Origin of the sequence: Arthrobacter sp. 2RAF6 (genome assembly GCF_052115205.1) — a bacterium.
In the GTDB taxonomy this organism is placed as follows: Bacteria; Actinomycetota; Actinomycetes; order Actinomycetales; family Micrococcaceae; genus Arthrobacter.
This window is the reverse complement of record NZ_JBFRGF010000004.1, coordinates 234,785-255,137: the sequence shown is the minus strand read 5'-3', so window position 1 is coordinate 255,137 and position 20,353 is coordinate 234,785. Positions and strand designations below refer to the sequence as shown.

The following is a 20,353-nucleotide window of genomic DNA, read 5'->3' as shown; positions in this document are numbered from 1 at the left end:
TAAGGAAACTGAAAAAATGGCTACAGGTATCGTCAAGTGGTTCAACTCCGAAAAGGGCTTCGGCTTCATCTCCCCGGAAGATGGCAGCCAGGACGTTTTCGCTCACTACTCCGCAATTAACTCGGGCGGCTACCGCTCCCTCGAAGAGAACCAGAAGGTTTCCTTCGATGTCGAGCAGGGCCCCAAGGGTCCCCAGGCAGTAAACATCCAGGCTCTCTAAGCTTCGGATTTCAAAAAGCAGGGCCGGTCATTGACCGGCCCTGCTTTTTTATGCCTATTCGGGCTGAGTGGCGACCTTGCGATGCGCAACTTACCCGGGGATGCGCTAAATCCCTGGCGACACCGGAATACGGGTGTCGCCAGGGATTTTCCGTGTCGCTCGACTCTTTGAGGAGCCCGACGCCAAATCCACTGCCAAGCGCAAACAGTGCAGCGGTGGGCCCACCCTATTCGCAGGCTATGCCGTCGCCATCCCTGTCGAGCGCGGGCCGGTAACCTGGCTGGCCCCGATAGATCGGTGCAGCGCCGGCGGCCCGGGCGGCCGTGCAGTTCGCGTAGTAGACGGACGACGGCGCCACCGGCTGTACCTGCCTAGCTTGGGCTTGGTCTTGTTGTGCCTTCACTGCGGCAGCATCGGCCTCCGCCTTCGCCTGCGCCGCCGCTTGCGCCGCAGCCGCGTCGGCTGCCGCCTTGTCTGCCGCAGCTTTGTCGGCAGCCGCTTTGTCAGCTGCGGCCTTGTCTGCCGCCGCCTTCGCCGCCGCTGCGGCTGCTGCCGCACGTGCATCCGTCACTCTCTTGGACTCTGAGCGTTCCATCCAAACTAGAGTGCCGGCGTCGGATTTTGTGCAGACGTATTCCTTCGGCGAGTAGCTCTCCGTTGCGTTCTCCGTCACGCAGGACACGGATTTCGGCGCGGTAGGTGTCGGTGTGGGAGTGGGAGTGGGCGTCGCCGAGGCGGATGCTGACGCTGATTGCGTGGCGCCAGCATGCGAGAGTGTTGGGCTAGCTCCGCCGCACGCGGCAAGGGAGAGCGCAGCGGCTGTTGATGTGACGATGGCAAAGACCTTGAAGCCGGCTTTGCGAGATTTCAAGAAGTCGTGCGGCGCGTGCTTCAATTCCCCGTTGTTTTTAGGCGCGCGAGTATTCATTTATTGCCCCCAATGATTCAGTTTTCGATGCGAATGTCAGCAGATCCTAGCATCTGAAATGCGAGAAAAGAAGAAGTTGTCCACATAGATGAGAAGGCCTCTTGACGGGCCCCTCAAAGGCGCAGCGTCGCGCTCCTGATAGAAAGTATGTTCGATCGTAAAAAAGAAGATTCGAATAAATATCCACATATGCGAGGTTCGATCTAGAGGCGGCCACGAAACCCCCGTAGCGTCGAAAGCAAGAGACCACCACCAGGAGAGCCATGGAGAAACCACTGCCAAACCTCGCCTCTTTGGACGCCGGGGGAACACTGAGATTTCGCCGGCGCACACGGAGACGCGGAACAAAACCCCACGTCGGCACACGGAGACGCCCGCCTTCGCACACTGAGTTTCGCCAAAACCACACTTAGATGGCGGTTTCGGACTCTACGGTTTCCCTTGGAACGAGGTTCGTCAGCGCACCCGGGGGGATTCCGTGGGAGTTTTTGGGAGTCCGCCTGCCAACGCCCGGCTTTGGGCAGGAGACAGTTGAATCGTCTGGACCTCGCACCACCTAGGGCCCGGAGAGTGCTGGATCAGCGCGTCAGAGAAAGTTGGATCGCGAGTGTTCGATCAGGAAGTTCGGCGAACGCTGGACTACGTTGCTCGCGGAATGATGGTTCGAATTGTCGGTGCGCCTGGCAGCGGCCGGACGAGTGTCGCGCAAAAGGCTATCGCCGATCTGGAAAACACTGGAGCAACGGTTTACTCCATTTCGGGACTCCGCTCACATCGCGGAATTCCATTTGGTGGAATACATAGCCTGAGCCTGGATATTCGAATAGGACAATTGGGAGTTCTAGGTGTGGCTGACACCCTGGCAAGCCGACTCTCGAGGCCAGGGGAGCGCGTGCTTGTAGTCGATGACCTCGAGTTCGTCGACACGGAGACTGTAGCGGTTCTGGACGCCGTCCGGCGCCGGACGAAACGGCCCATGATCGTCACCATGAGCGAGTCTTCCATCTACTCGATGGCACAGCCTGCGGTGCTCAGCCCCGGCCCGGAAGCCAGGGTTCACCTGAGTCCGCTTCGCTACGAGCAGGTGAACGAGCTGCTCACCGAGATCCTGGGAGCTCCTGCGGACGCCGACACCACTGCGCGGATCCTGACGAAATCGGCGGGGAACCCCCGGCTTGTGGTTCGCATCGCGGAAACTGCTTCCCTCAGTGGCTTGATTGTCCTTCGACATCGTCAATGGCACATGACAGGCGACACCCTGTGGAACGAGCACCTCCATGGCACGGTGGAATCTCTCCTCGAAGGACTTGAACCCGACGAACTCACTGGCCTTCATGCCATGGCCATCGCCGGGACGACGCCCCTCGATGTACTGCAACAGGTAGTACATTCCGACGTTCTCGACAGGCTCGAACAGCGCGGCCTCATTTCCGTCACGGAAGATCTCCACAACACTGTCTGCGCTTCGATCACCCCGCCGGTCCTCGCCGACTATTTCCGCGGTCAAAGGGTGTTCACGAGCAGGCGGGTCCTGAAGAGTCGAATAACACGAGCCCTCAGTGGTTTGCCGCAGGAACCCCGCATTGACCTCAACTCAGCGGATTCGTTGATGAGGGTCCTGGCCGCGCTGCGCCTTGAACGGAGCTCCGACGATGCCGCCGCGGCGCGACATTTTCATGAGCAAATCTCCGTCCTGGAGCGCCAGCGCTACGAGCTGTGGGATGCCGACAGATCGGTATCGAATGCGGTCGCACTCCTGAGCGTCTACTGGGGTTCGCCCATTGACGCATCGAGAATTGAGCGCGTGATCGCGCAGACGTTGACCTCGGAGGGAGAATCGTGCGATCTCCTGTTCCTGGCATTTACCAAAGCGCTTTGGGCGATCCATAAAGGCAAAGGACTGGATTCTGCAGCCGGCGCCCTCAGGAGCTTCGGGGAGGAACGTCCCAAATGGTCCGCTGAAGCCGAAGCGGCGGAGCTTTTCCTCGTGGCGTCCTACGACCGAATGCCGGAGAATCTCGACGAAACCTTCGCTCGGCTGCACGATCGTCACCCTGAAAGCGGCGTCATATCCAGCATCCGAGGCATCCTGGAACTCTACCGATTCAACCCTTCCGCCGCGCTCAGAGCCATCGACACCTCAGGCGGCTTAAGAGGCATCCCGGGAATCGAACCGTTCATCCGTGGAATGGCTTTGTTCAGCTCGGGACGGATCGAGGAGTCAATTGTCTTTGCGCTTGACCAGCGCGCAGAAGCCCGCCGCAACCTGGACCAATTCGGGATGGTTTCCAACACGTATGTGGCTGCCCAAGCCCTGATCTACCGCGGCTATTTCGACGATGCCGAGTACCTCATGGGCAGTGTCTTTGCCATGGGGCGGCCAGGCTTCCTGGTGGCTTCCCTCCACGATGCCATGCTTAGGCTCGCAGGGCTAAGGACGGCGACGTCCGCGATCTTGCCTGCGTCGACCCTTGCCACCCAGGCGAGGCGCGAAGCTGAAGACATCGGCCCACTCCCCGGAACCGCGAGAGGAGTGTACGAACTCGTCGCCGCGCGTCCCCTCATCCCTGCTGTATTCGACGGCAAGGCCGCGAAACTCATTCAACGGCAGCTCGAACGCGGCTATGTCCTCGAGGCGACCTATTCCGCGCTTTTCTTCACGTGCCTTCTCCCGGGCCGGAAGGTTCTCGAACTCCTTCGGCAGACCTTGAAGGAGTATCCCTCCATTTCGCATGATCAGCTTTTGGCAATTGCCACGGCGGTGGTGGGGGACGACCACCAGATGCTAGGCGTGCTGCTCGAGCATTACGAGCCCGACGTCGATTTCTACCAGGTACGGATGCTGCTCCGCGGTGCTTTCAAGCGGTATGCATTCGTGGACGATACGATCGGCGCGGCAGCGATGGACCGGGCGTACTCGATGTTCGCGACACGATTTCCGTCGGAGGATGAACCCGTCGCGTTTAGCTCCGGAAGCTACTCGCCCCTGACGGTCCGGGAAATCGAGATAGCGGCCCTCGCCGGTCATCGCTCGAACCCCGAGATCGCCGAGCATCTGGGAATCAGTATCAGGACCGTGGAAAGCCACATCTCCAACGCGCTGCGCAAGACAGGAAGCCCCTCCCGCACCGCCCTCTTTGACCTTGTCCGGGATTCGTCTCCGTTCCGCGAGAAGCGGCTTTCCGAGTGAGCAGCGTGTGGGCTTCGATCTATCACGTTCCACTTTCCTCCTTGAAGACGAAGGAATGCCTAACGGCTAATTGCTCCGGAACGGTGTGGGAGATAAGGACCACTACTTTGTGCTGTGCCCACTCGCCGAGCTCGTCGATCAGCGCCTCGATGCCTCGAACGTCCATACCGTTGAAAGGTTCATCGATGGCGACCACAGGGGTATCGGCGACAGTGCACATGAGCAGCCAGAGCTTGCGGATATTGCCCGTCGACAGCATGGAGACGGGCTGCTCCACCCAGTCCTCCAATCCGTATCTGGCCAGTCGGGCGAGCCCGGCCTCCGGGCCGACCTGACGGCTGCGGGCCGCAAGAGCCAGATGGTCGTGAACGGTCATGGAGGGGTAGAGCGCCGGCGTCGTACGGCAGACGCTCCGCACGTGGCGCGCGTCGGGAGAGCCGGCGTCGATGCCGCAAAGACGAACGCTTCCGGCCCACGGTTCGAGGAATCCGCTGATGAGCTCCAGGAGCGTCGATTTCCCGCTGCCATTGCTGCCGGCCACCCGGTAGAGCCCCGGCTCGTTCATGCTAAGACTGAGTCCGTCCAGGACGGGTGAGCCTTGCCGGTAGCCGGCGGTTACAGAATCAATTTCGAGCGAAGCCTCGAAAGACGTTGGTGCAGGCATAAGGCGGCTCCCAGGATCAGAAGAATGGAATAGCCCAACAACAGCAGGGTGCTGAACTCAGGGCTGACAACAAGGACGAGCGAGCAAGGCGAAATCAGGAGGAGCGTGAAGAGGCCGTCCATCACGTCATTGGATTTGGTGCCGTCAGTGGTGGTTGGTGGACGGGAGAGCGATTCCGCGACGACTCCGGACGCTGCGACGATCATGCCCGCGAGTACAGCACCGAGAGCCGGAATGTCCAAGGCGAGAAGTGCCGCCAAGAAAACAAGCCCAGCGATGGCCGCCCCCGCCATAACGTAGATCCCGACGAGCCGGACAATGATCGCAGTGGCGGAGACGCCGTTCTCCCACGCAAAGCGGTAGTGGTAAAGCTTCGCTGTGGGCCCGATCCGATAGAGCATCGGTTCCGTGACACCCAAGCTCAGGAGCACGGCAATACCAACCAAGGATTTGTGCAGTTCCCCTATGCCGAGAGCCGAGTGCAGGGGGAGGATGCCCCTGGCTCCCAAGAGGACGCCAACGACGGCGATCCAGGCGAGGACGATGGTGGTGATCACCGAGCCCTGTTTACTGCTCAACAGATCGGTAACAACGAAAAGCCCGAAGTTTGTCACCGCTCGTTGACTGCCGCCGCGTTCGGTGGCGAGGGAAATCTTGCGGTAGCTGAGGCTGCGCCACGCGCGGATGCTCAGGAGGATCAATATCCCGCACGTGACGGCCGCTAGCAAGCACAACGCCGGAAGGAAGCGCGAGGGGTCCCCGGCGAGGTTGTCGATCCGGGAGAGCTGAGGCAGGAGAAAGCCGGTGGCAGCCCCGAGCAACAATCCGAGGATGAGAGCCAGGAGGCAGTACAACCAACGGAGGCCCATCCGTTGTGCAGGTGTTGAAGCGAAATGGAGAACACAATAGGCGCACGCACTGGAGGCGAGAGTGAGGACGGAGACCGATGCCGCCACGACGCTGAGGTAGCTCGACGATTCCTCGAAGAAGACCACGAGGAATACCGCGGCCGAATACCAAAGGATGCCTGTACGGCGGAGTGCCGGAACCAGACCATATCTCACGACAACCTGCGGGAGGGGAAGTTCCATCGCCCGGAAGAGCTCCAAGTGCGGAGTGCCGGAGACTGCCAGCCGTCTGCTTGAAACTACCTCGGTGAGCACTGTCGCGACAGCGGAGTAGAGGATCGCCAGGAATCCCCAATTGAGCACAGCGGCCGTGTCATGGCGGAGCGGACCGTCGCGGAGAACAGACATCGTGGACGCGAACACCATTGTTCCGAGCAGGACCAAGGCTATCGATCCGAAGATCGCGAGGGCCCTGAAGCCATCCAGCGTGAGCGGCAAACGCATCGCATTGACGATTTCGAACGCCCGGAAGTCCCGCAGGATCCGGTAATCGGACCGCCGGACCGATGCGGCAGTGACCCTGGTGTTCGACACCTGGCCTGTGACGTCGACGGGAGAGACTTTGGTCCCCATCAGCGCCTAGAACCTGCTCCGCGGACTCTTCTTCTGGACCGAGTCCATGAAGGCCACAATGGTGAGGACCGCAAGCCCGAGCGCACAGACGGCGGCAACGGCCGACGTCGTTCCCTGGAACGGGACGACTATTACAGGACTGAGGGCAGCCGCGTTGGCGAAACCGGCGACGGCGAAAACGGCCGCTTTGAGCGGTAGCCATTTCCCGGCCGGGCTGAAGGCCGCAATCAGGGGTGTGGACACGCCGAAGACGAGAAGCAAGGTGACGGTCGTGTTCTTCAGGGCGAGTGGATCGATATTGTTGAGGCCCTCCGGGGCAGGAGAGGCCCACATGAGGCCGAGGGAAATGCCGGAGAACGCAGCGACCATAAGGCCCACGATTCGTAGAAGAATGCTGTAGAGCTGAGTAGTCATTGAGAATTTCTGTCCGTGGGTGGTGGTTGATGGAGGTCAGCCGATGGCGACTATTGTTGACAGAGCCATGGCCGAAAGCACAACGAGGATCTTCCTGCCTGTGGAAAACCCGCGCCAATGTCGGTAGAAGATCGCCAGGGCAAGTACGGCCATCGACGGGAAATAGGCCCAATATCCGGGGACTTCCCGCGGTTGGATGACTCCGAACACCACGCTGAATAGATTCACGGGGATCGTGGCGAGAATCGCGATCACAAAGAATGCCCCGATATTGACGTTGCCGGCGAGTACCGATTTTCCCGGGATCACCCGTTTGTCCAGGAACGCGGCGAGGGAGAAGTACAAAGCGATGATCACCGCGTAGACAAGGAAGAACAAAACGGTGCCGACGGTCATGGAGAGACTTAGCAGGCGATCGTCCCCGATTTCCGACCGCACGTCCGCCGGAACGTTTGCGTTGAGATACTTTCTGGTCAGGGGAAGCCGCAGGGCTACCAAAGCCATCAGCAGAATGTAGCCCGCGATCCACAGACCGCGGGACGTGGAAACCCATTCCTTGGCTGCAGTTGGCTCGGGCCGCAACTTTCCGACCTTCGCGACGCTGATGACAGTCTCGGACTCCCGGCCGTCTTCCGTGCTGGTCATGAAATCCTCCTCAGGTCTTTAGCTGAATCACGATGGCCTCAATGGCGGCACCGAGGACTATCAGGGCGACGGCAATGAGCAAAGTGCCGAGGGAACGGGCCATGTCGTCGATGAACGACCTCAGGGTTGCGGGCTCGTTCTTCATCAGCAGCCTGCGAGCCAGGCCGGCGGCGGGCTGGAATCCAGCGGTCGCCGCCATCACCAGGCCGAAGAATTCGAACGGGACATACCAAATGACGTCGGCAACCAGGCCGGCACCGCCGACGGAATGCACTCCGAGGGATACCGTCGCCCCGACATACAGCGCCAGGATTCCGGCTCCGATGAGCGTAGTGAGCCCAAGGGTCGCGACTCCGGAATACAGCACCAAGGCCGCGCCGACGTTCCGCCCGAGGATCTGGAGGAAATCTTTGCTGTAGAGGGGGCTCCCACCCATGTCCCTCGCGTCCCGAATCCAGGACAAGTCCACGGCCGAGTAGCCGAAGACGGCTATGGCCGCCATGGCCAAGCCCGTGCTTGGGAGCAACCATCCAGGGATGCTCCCAAGCACGCGTGCTGTCTTAGCAAGCATCGAGTTAGGCGACCGCTTGCGCCCGGCCGATCCGGAAGAGGATGCTTCGAGCCGTTGCGATCAGGGCACCCGTGATTCCCGCCCCGAATATTGTGCCGATGACAACGAGAGCCCAGCCTCCGACCTCGATGGCGTGCATGATCTGGGACGCCGCCGCGGCAGAGATGCCAAGGGACCCCGCGATCCATGAAACGGCCAGGCTCGCACCGAAGATGCCAACCACCGCCAGCGCCGCCGCTGCCGCAGCCTGAAGCCCGGTCCTTTTCGTCATTGTTGATTCCACTACAACCCCATTTCTCGAGTAGAACGGCCAACGGGTATCGCTGGCCTTGAATAGTGGTGCCCCTCCAAAAGGAAGGCCATCCACGATTCAGATTCTCTCCGTGAAATTGGCGTCTACGTGTAAAAAACGGAAAAATCCGTGTGCCAAAGGCCGTTTCTCAGTGTGAACTAGCCGGATCTCCGTGTGCCCGGAGGCCCGTCTACGTGTATTTCGGGGAAAACACGGAGGGCCTCCCGCGGCCGCTCATCACGGCCGCGCCCAAGCAAAGCTACCGTCGCGTCGACGGTGCCTTGGCCGGAGAACCGACAATGAACGGCCGAGTGTTGACCGGTTCGACGGGAACGACAGGAGGTTTGACTTCAGTAACCGGCTCCGAAGGCTCGGACCGGGAGCCGGTTCCGAGCCCGCGAATCGTCCAGCCTTGCGCCTGCCATACCCGAGCGTCCAGGACGTTCCGCGCGTCCAGCACCATCCGGCGTCGTACGAGCGAGCCGACAGCGGCAGGTGACAGCGCGCGGTATTCGTCCCATTCGGTGAGCAGCAGCACCAATTCAGCGCCTTCGAGCGCGCGGGTGGTGGACGCTTCGAAACGGAGTTGGGGGTAGCGCATCCAAGCATTGTTGATGGCCTTGGGATCGGTCACGGTAACGTGGGCGCCGGCCGCGGCCAGTTGGAGGGCGACGTCGAGGGCGGGGGAGTCACGGATGTCGTCGGTGTCCGGCTTGAAGGCTGCGCCCAGGACGGTGACGGTGCGGCCGGACAGGAAACCTTTGCACATTTCACGGGCCACGTCCACGGTGCGGGCGCGCTGGCCCAGGTTGATGGAATCGACCACGCCCATCCACTCATCAAGGGAAGGCACGGACAGCGCTTGTGCCTGCGCGCGGAACGAGCGGATGTCCTTCGGCAAGCAGCCGCCGCCGAAACCCAGTCCTGCGTGCAGGTACCGGTTGCCGATGCGCGGATCCAGGCCCATCGCCTCACTGAGCTCGGTAACGTCGGCCCCTGAGGCGTCGCAAAGCTCGGCGATCGCGTTGATGAAGCTGAGTTTCGTGGCGAGGTACGCATTGGAGGCGGACTTGATGAGCTCGGCGGTCGCGAAGTTGCAGACCAGCCGAGGGATCCCGGCGGAAATCAGCGGTTCGTAGACGGCGTCGAGCGCAGCCGTGACCGGAGCGCCGGCGGCAGAGTCCTTGCCGCCCGGCACGCCGTACACCAAACGATCCGGTACCAATGAATCCTTCACGGCCGTGCCCTGGCGCAGGAATTCGGGGTTCCAACCGAGCAGGACATCCGGCCTGCGGGCGAGGATGCCGCGGAGCATGTCCACTGTTCCCACGGGAACGGTGGATTTGCCGACGACGGCGGCGCCCCTCGCCAGGTGCGGGAGGAGGCTCTTCGTGGCTGCGATCACGTAGGAGAGGTCCGCGGTATCCGAGGTCTTGGACTGCGGGGTGCCCACGCAGAGGAAGTGCGTCCGGGCGTCGGCGGCATCGGCGAAATCGGCGGAGAAGGTGAGCCGTTTGGTGGCGAAGCCGTCCCGCAGAAGTTCATCAAGGCCGGGTTCGTGGAAGGGAGCGAAGCCCTTGTTCAGGTGGGCCACCTTCTGTGCATCGACGTCGATGCCCACCACGGTGTGGCCCATCGACGCGAGCGTGGCGGCATGTACCGCGCCAAGGTAGCCGCAGCCGACAACGGAGATTTTCATGCGGGAAGTCCTTTGCTGGAAGTCACGGAAATGATGGCGGGCTCGGCCGCCTGAAACTCGGCCGCCTGAAACTCGGCCGCCTGAAACCCGGCCGCCTGAACCGGGTGGCTGGGTGCAGGCGCAGGCTCCACAAGCTCCTCACCGGCGATCACTGCCTCGTAATGCTCGACGAGTTGGGCACTCAGAACCGGCCACGTCCGTCCTTGGACCGAAGCGAGTGCCGCCGTTCCGAATGCACGGCGCTTGGCGTCGTCGCCCACCAGGTCCTGCACGTAGCCGCGTAACTGCTCGAGGTCTCCCGGCTCGTAAAGCCAGCCGGTGCGCGAGTTTTCCACGAGATCGAGGGGACCGCCGCGGCCGGTGGCCACGACGGGAACACCCGAGGCCATAGCCTCCTGGATGGTCTGGCAAAACGTTTCGAACTCGCCAGGATGAACGAAGAGGTCAAGGCCCGCCACGACTTGGGCCAATTCGTCGCCGCCCAGGAACCCGGTGAAGAAGGCGTTCGGCAGGGCTGCTTCGAGGGCAGCGCGTTGCGGACCGTCGCCCACAATGACAAGCCTGGTTCCCGGCAGGTCCGCCAGCACGGCAAGGTCCTCCACCTGCTTCTCCACCGCGAGGCGGCCGACATAGCCGATGATGCGCTCGCCGTGGGGCGCCGCGGAGGCGCGCCACGCCGTCGAGCGCTTGGTGGGGGAGAACCGCGCGGTATCCACACCGCGCCGCCACATGCCCACCCTCAAGATCCCGCGGCCGCGCAACTGGTTGAGCGCGAACGTGGACGGGACCAGTGTCCGGTCTGCACGGAGATGGATGTTGTCCACCCGGTTCCATGCCCAGTTCTCCAGCATGGGGAGGCCATACCGGGCGGCGTAGCTGGGGACCTCGGTTTGATAGATGGCAACCGTGGGGATGCCGAGCTGGTGCGCAGCCTGCACAGCCCGCCATCCAAGGACGAAAGGGGATGCGAGGTGGACGACGTCCGGTGCGTAGTCGGCAAGGATTCTCTTGACCCGGCTCACACCGCCCAACGCCACCCGCACATTTGTGTATCCGGCCAGGGGCACGGAAGGAAGGCGGTGGACAAAAGCGCCGTTCACGACGTCCGAGACAGCAGTGTCCGACGTCGACGGCGCAATCACCATCACTTCGTCGCCGCGCTCTTGCAGATGCTCCAGCACCCGCAGGATGGAGTGGGTTACCCCGTTCATGAGCGGCAGGAATGATTCGGCAACGATAGCGATCCTCACCCCTCCACGGTGTGCGCGGAGGTTGGCGAAGCGGGGGAATGGGCGTGACGGTAGGGGGAAGGTTTGGTTAACAAATTGATGTTGGTGCTCCGAGTGGAGGGTCCTAAGCGATGGAAAAACGGGTAGAACTTACTCTTATTCGCCACTATGCACCCGATTTAGGGTGACAACTGTGTAATGAACCTCGTGGCCATGACTGGGGCTTGTCCCGGGCACCGGGGTATTTCGGCAAGAGGGCACTGACTGGGCGGCGCGCCCTCACGTGCTGAACAGCGCTGGGTGAATCACCCCGCGCCGCCCGCATGTCCCGACCAGGCCGTTGTCTAGAACCGAGCCAGACCCTATGAAACTCTTCAACCTTACTGACCGGGTTGACCAGCACCGGACGTTCAAAAGGACGATCCCCGGTAAATGGTTTACGTGGTTCTCCACCGTTGTGGTGGTACTTGCTTTCGCCGGTGTCACGGCCGGCATCACCGCACCGGCAGCCCAAGCTGCCAATCCCACCGTCGTGACACTGACTTTTGACGACGCAAATGCCGACCAACTCAACGCCGCGCAGACCCTGCAGAGCCTGGGCCTGGTAGGTACTTTCTTCACGCCGTCCGGATTCATTAACAACCCGAATTACCTGACGACAAGCGACATGCAGGGCCTTGTGGCGAAGGGCAATGAGATTGCCGGCCACACCGTTACCCACCCCGATCTGACCACCGTGACGGCGGATGAGGCAACTCGCCAGATTTGCAACGACAGGGTGAACCTGAGCAACCTTGGATTCACGATCACTGACTTCGCGTATCCCTTCGCTGCCGAGAACGCCTCTATCGAGACCATCGTGAAGAACTGCGGGCTCAACAGCGCCCGCAATCTTGGTGACATCAAGACGCGGTTCAGTTGTGCTGGTTGCCCTCTCGCGGAAACCATCCCACCGGCGAACCCGTACAACACGGCTGCCCCGGATGAAGTGGACAACACCTGGACCCTGGCAGACCTGCAAAAGTCTGTCACCCAGGCCGAGCCCGCAGGCGGATGGGTGCAACTCACCTTCCACCACATTTCCTCCACCAGTACGGACCCGCTGAACATCACACCGACTCTTTTCAACCAATTCGCCACGTGGCTCAAGGCCCGCCCTGCAACCACAACCGTCAAGACGGTGAGGCAAGTCATCGGCGGAACCGTCAAGCCGCTCGTCTCGGGACCGCCGGCACCGCCGGAGGGTACTGGAAACTTGGTCAAGAACCCAAGCCTTGAAACTTTGGTCGGCGGGGCTCCGCAGTGCTGGGCCGCAGCAGGCTACGGCACCAACACGGCGACCTTCTCCACCGTCAGGCCGGGACACACCGGGAACGTGGCAGAAAAGCTGGTGGTCACAAACTATGTCGACGGCGATGCGAAGTTACTGCCTACCCTTGACCTAGGAGGGTGCTCACCTACAGCCACACCTGGGAACTCCTATTCCATAGGTGCCTGGTATAAATCGACCACAAGCACCCAGTTCGAGCTCTACTACCGGATCGGCGTGGGCTCTTGGAAGTATTGGACGTCAAGCCCTTGGTTCTCAGCGGCCACGACCTTTCAAAAGGCCGCGTGGACAACGCCTCCACTGCCTACTGGCGCGAGCGGCATCAGCTTCGGTTTGAACCTGTTCAGCAACGGCACGCTGACCACGGATGACTACGAGATGTTCGACGTCGGCACGCCGCCACCGCCTCCGCCGCCACCACCAGCCGGCGGCAACCTGGTACAAAACCCCAGCCTTGAAACGGCCGGTACGGGCTCGTTCCCGCAGTGCTGGCAGGCCGGTGGATATGGCACCAACACGGCTACGTTCAGCACGGTTGCTACCGCACACACTGGTACCAAAGCGGAGAAACTCACCATCACGGGATACTCCAGCGGTGACGCGAAACTGCTTCCCACAATGGACACCAGTACCTGCCCACCTGCGGGCGTGGCAGGACACACCTACTCGGTGCGTGTCTGGTACACCTCCACGGCCGTCACACAGTTTGCCTTGTATTATCGTGACGCCTCAAACAACTGGGTGTATTGGACCTCCGGTCCGTGGCTGGCTGCCGCGAGCACCTACACACAGGCAAACTTCACGACGCCGGCACTCCCCGCCGGGGCCACTGCAGTTAGCTTCGGCTTGAGCCTGTTCAACAACGGCACAGTCACCACGGACGACTACGCCATGTTTGACACCGTGGGAGCCCCGCCGCTGGGCTGAGTAATCCATCAGTGACTACCGGGCTGAGGGCGGCTAACTAGCCGCCCTCAGGTTTTGTCGGGCGGCTCTATTTGGTAGCCCTCAGAACGTCCGGCAGCTCGTCAACATGATTATCAGGTCCAACTGAAGAGAGGCCAAGACCAGAAAACGTTTGGACGCACGCAGGACGCTTAAGAGGTCGCGACCGGAAACTCACCGGCCGGCTTCAAAGTCGAAACTATCGGCGTCGATGTGCGAACCGTGATCGTTTTCCGGGTATTTGATAAAGATATCCCTGACGTTAGCAAAAGCGCTTTTACGGTGGCTTGGTGCTCACCCGCATGGAGTTCCCTGTATATCTCCTCAAGGATTCCCTCCTTGAGTACGCTCTCAGCCTTGCGCCACGCGTCAACCAAGCGGGTGATGCCTATAATGCGCCGTTTCCTGGCGGCGACCAAATCATCGTTATTAAGTCCGATTTCATTAATCGTATGAATTGCCCTATTGCTTCCCGCCGGGAAGATAACATCGCCAAAAAAGATGAAGTGAGCTGTCGGGTCGTCGTGGAGCGGATTTATAAAAGGGAGATCTTCGTCGAATTTATCGCGCTTTTGATTGTTGCACCTAGGGCAAGCGATGGTCAAATTATCCCATGCAACGACGAGTTCGGGATACTTTGCACGCGGTCGAAAGTGTTCAATGTGCGCCTGGGCAACATTAGCGATATGACTGTCGCAGTACGCGCATCTTCGGTCGGTCTCGGCGTTAAGCTGTTTGCGAATCTCGGAGTGGGTCCAATGATTCGGGGCCTTGGAATTGCTAGAAATTGCCTCAGCATAGCTTCTTGTCCATGCGTCTTTATTTCTGGTTAGAATATCAGGTTCGGGCAGTTTCTGAAGTGACCTCAACTCTTCTGTCGACTCCCGCCAAGACCTACGATCTTATCTACCGCAAGCGGCATCTCGGTAGACAGGCCAGCTTCCATCAGGGCATCTCGCAGACTACTGATCGTCTCGCTTGTTGGTGCGGCGGAAGTGAATGTCGCCAGAATGGTATTGAATTTTGATTCCGCCCAAATGGGGAGCGTGCTCTCAAGACCGAGGACATCTCGCAGCGTGTCCTCGGGAGTAAGACCGGAGTTGGACAAATTCAGAAGATTGGCTGTCACTCGATTCGACTCGTCGTAATCAAGGGCATAAATATTCGCATCATCAGTTGATCTGACAATAAACGGACTATGTGTAGCAATGATGAATTTGACTTTCGGAAAAGCCTTCATCAAGTTAGGCATCAAAGATCGCTGGAGCGCAGGGTGCAGATGGTTTTCAGGTTCATCAATGCAAACGGTAAATTGGTCCATGTTGTGCGAGCGAAGGAAGATTTGCCATGCTAGCTCGAATACCGCCCTGAGACCGCCAGACAACGAATCAACGGTAAAGTCGCCCGTCTTTGTGATTAGAAGAACTTCGGGTGGTGTTGCTCTTAGCCGTTGAAAACCGAGTTCTGATGGCAGTAGCAGTCGAAGCGTTTCTTGAAAACCCTCCCATACGGCTCGAGCGTCGCCATCGGCAATGACGGAAGAGTTTCCTTCGCCGTATATTGCTGCGGCTAATAGCGATTCTTTCATGATTAGCATGCTGGATTTTTGTGAGTTGGTCCCGAAATAGCGAGATCTAATCTCGTTGATGAAGTTCTCAAGAAGTTCTCTCGCCGGCGAGAATTTAGCGGGTATCGAAACCACAGCCTGATACGCACTAATGCTGCGATGTGAATTTAGGAAGACGCCTTCGACGGTCTGCTGGTTCTGATAGAGGACACTGAATTGTGCGTTTGGGCCTTCGGGTACGCGGAGCTCGGCTTGAACACCGTTCTCATAGCCGAGGGCGCCGACTATTGACGCCGGGGGTGAAACATAGCCGTGAGGAGCGGGAAATGCCACTGGCCCTGCAAGATATTCCGGCGGTACAACTTCCGCCGGAATGTCAGTGCCCAGCTTGAAGCGAAGGTGCCCCTCATCGTCGAGAACCGGGGTTCCGATAAGTTGCATAGGCCAATTGAAGTGCACTCCGATCACTGCCAGCAGCGTTGTTTTACCGGTGCCATTGGCGCCGGTAATGATAGTGAGCGGTCGGCTCAGGTCGAGTTCCAGTGCATTGAACTGCCGCCATGGTTCAATCTGTAGTCGCTTGAACGACGTTGGATCACTGTATCTGGGCTGATAACCACCTGCAGCTGCTGCCATAGCCGTAGTCTCCACGAAGTGGCCCCAAGGGTCAAACCGGTCAAGAAGTCCTCAGAACACAGGGCTGGGAACAGGGTGTTGGTTGTGGGTATTGAAAGCTTGTCGGGGGATGGATCAGCGAGCTCATGCCCTCAGAACGTCCGGCAGCTCGTCAACGAATACTGTCCCGGGCGGCTCGTAATAGATGACAAGCACCTCGTCACCCACGTTGAAAACACTGCTTTTGTCGAATGGATGCGCGTGGAAGGCGCTTGTGCCGCCGTGGAACGGCAGCATCACTTCCCCCACAGTGCCCGGCCCGATGCGACCCGTAACCCTGCCGATTTTGCCCGTCAGGCTCTTATCAACCTCTTTGTGCATCGGTTTCCCTATGCGTCAGGGGCTTTGGTGGGCCGCTTGGCCGGTTCCTTGCCGTTCTTGAGCGCAGCTGTGATCGACGGCAGGTAGTTGCCCACCTGGGACAGGATCCCACCCACCATGCTGTTGAGGCCCTCGCCACCGTTGAGGACCGTCAGGTTACCGACGTGGGCAAACGGTTCAGCCGCGGCTGCCACGATCGCAGGCATGTTCTCGGCAAGCTGCTGGGAGATAACGGCCTCTTGGTTGGTTCCGAGCGCCTCGGCACGGGCTTTGATGCCGTCCGCTTCCGCCAAGGATTTGGCCTTGATGGCGGAGGCTGCAGCGTCACCCCGGGCCTTGGTGGCTGCCGCTTCGGCTTCACCGGTGATCCTTGTAGCTCCCGCGATGGCGGCCGCGGCCGTGGCGTTGGCCTGCGCTTCGACTTCCACTTTGCGGGCGTTTGCCTGGGCCTCGAGCTCCGTTCGCCGTGCCCGCGCCTCGGACCCGCTGATGTCTGCTGCCTTTTGGGCTTCCGCCTCGGTCCGCTGGGCGTACGCCTTGGCATCGGCAGGCTTGCGGATGGACGTCTGGAGCTTCTGCTCCTCGCGGTCGGCCTCCAGCTTTGCCACTTCGGTTTCCTGGACCACCACTTGCTGGCGTGCCGTGGCATCAGCCAACGGACCTGCCTGCGCGGCATTGGCCCTGGCGGTCTCGGCATTGGCTTGGGCCGCTGATTGCTTGATCGCCGAAAGGCTCTGGGCATCAGCGATCTGGGCAGCTGCCTCGGCTTCCCTCTCCGCGGCCTCGCGGTTCCTTGTGGCTTCGGCGATGCGGGCCTCCATTTTGACCTGTGCGATGTGCGGCTTGGCCAGGTTCTGGATGTAGCCCGTGGGGTCCTGGAGATCCTTGATCTGCAAGGAATCAACCACCAGGCCAAGCTTTTCCATTTCAATACCGCTCGCGCTGCGGACCAGCGAAGCGAGTTTGTCGCGCTCGCGGATGATCTCTTCCATGGTCATGCTGCCGATGATCGAGCGCAAATGCCCCTCAAAGACGTTGTAGACCTGGCTTTGCATTTTGGGTTGCTGGCCGAGAAACCTCCTCGCGGCGTTCGCAATGAAGGGCGCAGCGTCACCGATTTTGTATATGACCACGCCCTCCACAATCACCTGGATACCTTGCGAGGTCACGCAGTTGACTTGAAGCTCAGTTTCATTGAGGGTCAAGGACAAAGTCCGCACGGTTTGGAGCCCGGGGACCACCAAAGCACCCTTGCCGGTGACGATTTTGAAATCCATTCCGTCCCTGGTGTCCACACTTCCGCGGGTCAAGCCGGAAATGATGAGTGCCTCGTTTGGTTCAGCCACCTTCCACATCAATTTGATGAGAAGCCTAATGACGGCAACGGCGACAACTACCCCCAATACGGTGACAAGAAGGGGGAGATAAGCAACGAGGTCGAACATGACTGTCCTTTCAACGGCAAGCACCCAAGCGGCTCGTGTAGTCAGTCTGCGGTGGTCTGCTCCAGGAGTCCAGCAATTTGTTTACCTACAATTGACACAACGGATGCTGCTAGGCGTGCGTTCCCGCCAACGACGCAGTCCTCGCCGGGTCGTCCGCTGGAACCGCGGGGACGCCGTCGCCCGACTGGCCGTACAGCCAGTCGTTGTACTGGAAGTCGCCGTCCTTGCGGCTCGTGAACAGCAGGTTCCGCAAGATGCGCGCGACGCCGGACACGTGCCAGGACTCTCCCCAGACGCGCGCGGTGCGCTGGACGCGGGCCGTGCGCGCTGCGCGGGCTGAGTTGAAATCGCTGATCGCGCGGTCCCAAGCACCGGTGTCCACGCCGTCGCCGGTGAACACGGAGCCGACGGTGGAGTCCTGGAGGACCGCGGCGTCTTCAAGCGCCTGGCAGGCTCCCTGGGCCAAGTACTGGAGCATCGGGTGGGCGGCATCGCCGATCAGAACCAGGCGGCCGTCGATCCAGTTCTCAATGGGATCGCGATCGTACATGGGCCAGCGGATGCCGGTCGCAAGGTTCCGCAACGCGAGCTGGACTGCCGGAACGCAGTCCTTGTAAGCGGCCTCGAGTTCGTCGACGCCACCGTACTGCTCCTCCCCGCGCTCGAACGAGGGCGACTTGAAAACAGCCACCGTGTTCAGCAGTTCGCCCTTGCGCAGCGGGTATTGCACGAGGTGGCAGTCCGGCCCGAGGTAGACGACGACGTCTTCGAGATCGGCTGCGGGGGTCACAGGCGTGATGGGCACAGTTCCGCGATAGGCGACGTACGACGACGACACCGGCCCGTCCTGCGCGACGGCGGCGCGGAGCGTGGACTTGAGGCCGTCGGCGCCGATCACGACGTCGGCCTCGTAGACGTCGCCGCTCGACGTGTGCGCCGTGCCGCGGCCGTTCACGGTCTCGACTTTCTCGACGACGACGTTGTTGACCAGCCGGACGCCGGCGTCCTGGCAGGCCTCCAGGAGGATCCGGTGCAGATCGCTCCGGTGGATGACTACGTACGGGGCGCCGTAGCGCTCTTCGAACTCGCCCCCGAGGGTCTGACGCGTGAGTTCCGCACCGGTCAGGGCGTCGCGGAACACCAAGTGCTTGGGCCGGACGCCGATCTCGAGCGCCTTCTCGAGGAGGCCCCAACGCTTCAGGACTCGGGAGGCGTTGGGGGCCATCTGCAGTCCCGCGCCGACCTCGCCGAATTCCGGGGCCCGCTCAACCAACGTCACCCCGGCGCCGTTTGCGCGGAGGGCCAGGGCGCCGGCAAGGCCAGCCATCCCTCCGCCGACGACGAGGACTTCAGTGGACGGTTTGCGGTCAGACATTGCTTGCTCCTATAGAGGTGGTGCTTTTGGATTGGATTTTCGCGGTTTTGATCTTCGTGCCGATGATGCCGAGCAGGATGGCCGCGACGGCGGCCGCCCCGGCAAATGCCAGGAAGTTCGAGTTGACGCCCAGCCCGGCCGCCAGCAGCAGGCCGCCTACCTGGGGAGCGGCGACCGCGCCAATGCGGCCGACGCCGAGCGCCCAGCCGAGCGCCGTGCCCCGCAAATGCGCCGGGTAATGGCTGGCCACCGCCGCGATGATGAGGCACTGGGTTCCGTGGGTTCCGACCCCTGCCAGCACCAACATGACGTAGACAAGCCCCACGGGCGGACCCGCCACCAGTACGGCCAGCGCGACGGCGGCGACGGCGGCTGCCGCGATCGCCGTCGGGATGGGACCGAAGCGGGTTCCCGCCCAAGCGGTGGCCACCGAGCCGACGACGGCACCGAGGTTGAGTGCCAGCGCAAAGGTCAGGGCCGATCCGAGGTTGTAACCGGCCAGTTGCATCAGGTTCGGGAGCCACGTGCCCAGGCCGTACCAGGCAAAGAGCGTCACGAGGGTGGAGATCGCGAACAGCAGACTCATGCCGAGGTACGGGGCCCTGAGCAGGGACTTGAAGCCCACTGTTTGTTTCGGATTCTCTGCGGCCGGGAGGGTTTCCGGGAGTGTCTCCGGGAGGGTTTCAGGGAGGAAGCGCATGCCCAGGGGAACCACCACGAGCAGGGCCACTGCGGCCACCAGGAACATGACCGGCCAGCCGAATGCGGGAATCAGCGGAATGCCTGCCAACGCGGCAATCGAGCCGCCGATCGGCACTCCGGACATCATCAGCGTGGCGATGGTGGACCGCCATTTGGCGGGGACCAGTTCCGCGACCAAGGCATTTGCCGAGGGGACAAGCCCGCCCAGGCCGATGCCGGCCAGCAAGCGCAAGCCCCCGAAGACGAAGGCGTTCGGTGCGGAGGCGCACAGGATGGTGAAGAGCGAAAACAGCGCGGCGCACGCGATGATCGTTCGTCGGCGGCCCCAACTGTCCGACATCCGGCCGGCGAAGATGGCTCCGATCATCATGCCCAGGAACGCCATCGAACCGACCGTTCCGGCCGTGCCTTTGGTGAGGCCCCAGCCGGTGTCGGTGATGAGGGACGATTGCACCGTGCCGTAGACGATGAGGTCATAGCCGTCGAAAACCACGAGCAACCAGCAGACCAGCACAGCGGCGGCGGAACGCTTGGAGAACCGTGTGGAGGCCTTGGGGAGGTGGGGAACGCCGTGTTGGGTCCGCTCCGGCGCTGCCGCGGATGGTGTGTGATTCATCCCACCACTGTGTGGCAGCCTCTCGTTGTCACCAATAGAATTCT

The 20,353-nt window shown here is 61.1% G+C and carries 18 protein-coding genes; 3 read left to right on the top strand and 15 right to left on the bottom strand.

Translation table 11 applies throughout. The features are described from left to right. The first annotated feature begins 16 nt into the window (after nt 1-16). Nucleotides 17-220 (top strand): transcription antiterminator/RNA stability regulator CspE, encoded by a 204-nt coding sequence (gene cspE / locus AB4Z38_RS04825; protein ID WP_028266315.1) that lies wholly within the window; start codon nt 17-19, stop codon nt 218-220. A 226-nt stretch (nt 221-446) separates the two neighbouring features. On the opposite strand, the gene AB4Z38_RS04820 is transcribed toward cspE, so the two are convergent. Next, nucleotides 447-1,148, bottom strand: coding sequence for an excalibur calcium-binding domain-containing protein (locus AB4Z38_RS04820; RefSeq protein WP_441428647.1), 702 nt, complete (start codon nt 1,146-1,148; stop codon nt 447-449). Between the two features lie 847 nt (nt 1,149-1,995). Between AB4Z38_RS04820 and AB4Z38_RS04815 the strand changes: the two genes are divergently transcribed. Continuing rightward, nucleotides 1,996-4,338: a LuxR C-terminal-related transcriptional regulator gene (locus AB4Z38_RS04815; RefSeq protein WP_441428646.1), complete on the top strand. Its 2,343-nt coding sequence runs from the start codon at nt 1,996-1,998 to the stop codon at nt 4,336-4,338. Between the two features lie 22 nt (nt 4,339-4,360). Here the strand turns inward: AB4Z38_RS04815 and AB4Z38_RS04810 are convergent, their stop codons facing one another. The 8 genes from AB4Z38_RS04810 to AB4Z38_RS04775 form a co-directional block, all read right to left on the bottom strand. Next, nucleotides 4,361-5,002 carry an ABC transporter ATP-binding protein gene (locus tag AB4Z38_RS04810; protein ID WP_441428645.1) on the bottom strand — a complete coding sequence of 214 codons (642 nt, stop codon included), beginning with the start codon at nt 5,000-5,002 and terminating at the stop codon, nt 4,361-4,363. Further along, a complete protein-coding gene (locus AB4Z38_RS04805; protein ID WP_441428644.1) occupies nt 4,954-6,483 on the bottom strand; it encodes a hypothetical protein in 1,530 nt (509 codons plus the stop codon). The genes AB4Z38_RS04810 and AB4Z38_RS04805 overlap by 49 nt, the downstream gene beginning before the upstream one ends. A 6-nt stretch (nt 6,484-6,489) precedes the next feature. Further along, nucleotides 6,490-6,897: a hypothetical protein gene (locus tag AB4Z38_RS04800; protein WP_441428643.1), complete on the bottom strand. Its 408-nt coding sequence runs from the start codon at nt 6,895-6,897 to the stop codon at nt 6,490-6,492. Between the two features lie 36 nt (nt 6,898-6,933). Further along, a complete protein-coding gene (locus tag AB4Z38_RS04795) occupies nt 6,934-7,542 on the bottom strand; it encodes a hypothetical protein (protein WP_441428642.1) in 609 nt (202 codons plus the stop codon). Between the two features lie 10 nt (nt 7,543-7,552). Next, nucleotides 7,553-8,092 (bottom strand): hypothetical protein, encoded by a 540-nt coding sequence (locus AB4Z38_RS04790; RefSeq protein ID WP_441428641.1) that lies wholly within the window; start codon nt 8,090-8,092, stop codon nt 7,553-7,555. A 25-nt stretch (nt 8,093-8,117) separates the two neighbouring features. Next, nucleotides 8,118-8,384 carry an uberolysin/carnocyclin family circular bacteriocin gene (locus tag AB4Z38_RS04785; RefSeq protein ID WP_236816065.1) on the bottom strand — a complete coding sequence of 89 codons (267 nt, stop codon included), beginning with the start codon at nt 8,382-8,384 and terminating at the stop codon, nt 8,118-8,120. A gap of 280 nt (nt 8,385-8,664) precedes the next feature. Then, nucleotides 8,665-10,104 (bottom strand): UDP-glucose dehydrogenase family protein, encoded by a 1,440-nt coding sequence (locus AB4Z38_RS04780; RefSeq protein ID WP_441428640.1) that lies wholly within the window; start codon nt 10,102-10,104, stop codon nt 8,665-8,667. Continuing rightward, on the bottom strand, nt 10,101-11,354 hold the full coding sequence (locus tag AB4Z38_RS04775; RefSeq protein ID WP_441428639.1) for a glycosyltransferase family 4 protein: 1,254 nt from the start codon (nt 11,352-11,354) through the stop codon (nt 10,101-10,103). Before AB4Z38_RS04775 ends, AB4Z38_RS04780 begins: the two co-directional genes overlap by 4 nt. A 343-nt stretch (nt 11,355-11,697) precedes the next feature. On the opposite strand from AB4Z38_RS04775, the gene AB4Z38_RS04770 reads away from it, so the two are divergent. Beyond that, nucleotides 11,698-13,590: a polysaccharide deacetylase family protein gene (locus tag AB4Z38_RS04770; protein ID WP_441428638.1), complete on the top strand. Its 1,893-nt coding sequence runs from the start codon at nt 11,698-11,700 to the stop codon at nt 13,588-13,590. Between the two features lie 170 nt (nt 13,591-13,760). Here the strand turns inward: AB4Z38_RS04770 and AB4Z38_RS04765 are convergent, their stop codons facing one another. From AB4Z38_RS04765 to AB4Z38_RS04740, 6 genes are all read right to left on the bottom strand, one after another. Beyond that, complete coding sequence (locus AB4Z38_RS04765) at nt 13,761-14,477, bottom strand: retron system putative HNH endonuclease (RefSeq protein ID WP_441428637.1); 717 nt, start codon at nt 14,475-14,477, stop codon at nt 13,761-13,763. Then, nucleotides 14,474-15,811, bottom strand: a complete 1,338-nt coding sequence (locus tag AB4Z38_RS04760) for an AAA family ATPase (protein ID WP_441428636.1) — start codon at nt 15,809-15,811, stop codon at nt 14,474-14,476. Before AB4Z38_RS04760 ends, AB4Z38_RS04765 begins: the two co-directional genes overlap by 4 nt. A 123-nt stretch (nt 15,812-15,934) precedes the next feature. Next, complete coding sequence (locus tag AB4Z38_RS04755) at nt 15,935-16,171, bottom strand: hypothetical protein (RefSeq protein ID WP_441428635.1); 237 nt, start codon at nt 16,169-16,171, stop codon at nt 15,935-15,937. A gap of 8 nt (nt 16,172-16,179) precedes the next feature. Next, complete coding sequence (locus AB4Z38_RS04750) at nt 16,180-17,616, bottom strand: flotillin family protein (protein WP_441428634.1); 1,437 nt, start codon at nt 17,614-17,616, stop codon at nt 16,180-16,182. A 109-nt stretch (nt 17,617-17,725) separates the two neighbouring features. After that, nucleotides 17,726-18,991, bottom strand: a complete 1,266-nt coding sequence (locus AB4Z38_RS04745) for an FAD-dependent oxidoreductase (RefSeq protein WP_441428633.1) — start codon at nt 18,989-18,991, stop codon at nt 17,726-17,728. After that, nucleotides 18,984-20,309, bottom strand: coding sequence for an MFS transporter (locus AB4Z38_RS04740; RefSeq protein WP_441428632.1), 1,326 nt, complete (start codon nt 20,307-20,309; stop codon nt 18,984-18,986). Before AB4Z38_RS04740 ends, AB4Z38_RS04745 begins: the two co-directional genes overlap by 8 nt. Nucleotides 20,310-20,353: the final 44 nt, after the last annotated feature.

Excerpts from the sequence above, each read along its gene's own strand:
- cspE (WP_028266315.1), top strand. The coding sequence starts at position 17 with ATGGCTACAGGTATCGTCAAGTGGTTCAACTCCGAAAAGGGCTTCGGC.
- AB4Z38_RS04820 (WP_441428647.1), bottom strand. The coding sequence starts at position 1,148 with ATGAATACTCGCGCGCCTAAAAACAACGGGGAATTGAAGCACGCGCCG.
- AB4Z38_RS04810 (WP_441428645.1), bottom strand. The coding sequence starts at position 5,002 with ATGCCTGCACCAACGTCTTTCGAGGCTTCGCTCGAAATTGATTCTGTA.
- AB4Z38_RS04805 (WP_441428644.1), bottom strand. The coding sequence starts at position 6,483 with ATGGGGACCAAAGTCTCTCCCGTCGACGTCACAGGCCAGGTGTCGAAC.
- AB4Z38_RS04800 (WP_441428643.1), bottom strand. The coding sequence starts at position 6,897 with ATGACTACTCAGCTCTACAGCATTCTTCTACGAATCGTGGGCCTTATG.
- AB4Z38_RS04795 (WP_441428642.1), bottom strand. The coding sequence starts at position 7,542 with ATGACCAGCACGGAAGACGGCCGGGAGTCCGAGACTGTCATCAGCGTC.
- AB4Z38_RS04785 (WP_236816065.1), bottom strand. The coding sequence starts at position 8,384 with ATGACGAAAAGGACCGGGCTTCAGGCTGCGGCAGCGGCGGCGCTGGCG.
- AB4Z38_RS04780 (WP_441428640.1), bottom strand. The coding sequence starts at position 10,104 with ATGAAAATCTCCGTTGTCGGCTGCGGCTACCTTGGCGCGGTACATGCC.
- AB4Z38_RS04770 (WP_441428638.1), top strand. The coding sequence starts at position 11,698 with ATGAAACTCTTCAACCTTACTGACCGGGTTGACCAGCACCGGACGTTC.
- AB4Z38_RS04760 (WP_441428636.1), bottom strand. The coding sequence starts at position 15,811 with ATGGCAGCAGCTGCAGGTGGTTATCAGCCCAGATACAGTGATCCAACG.
- AB4Z38_RS04755 (WP_441428635.1), bottom strand. The coding sequence starts at position 16,171 with ATGCACAAAGAGGTTGATAAGAGCCTGACGGGCAAAATCGGCAGGGTT.
- AB4Z38_RS04750 (WP_441428634.1), bottom strand. The coding sequence starts at position 17,616 with ATGTTCGACCTCGTTGCTTATCTCCCCCTTCTTGTCACCGTATTGGGG.
- AB4Z38_RS04745 (WP_441428633.1), bottom strand. The coding sequence starts at position 18,991 with ATGTCTGACCGCAAACCGTCCACTGAAGTCCTCGTCGTCGGCGGAGGG.
- AB4Z38_RS04740 (WP_441428632.1), bottom strand. The coding sequence starts at position 20,309 with ATGAATCACACACCATCCGCGGCAGCGCCGGAGCGGACCCAACACGGC.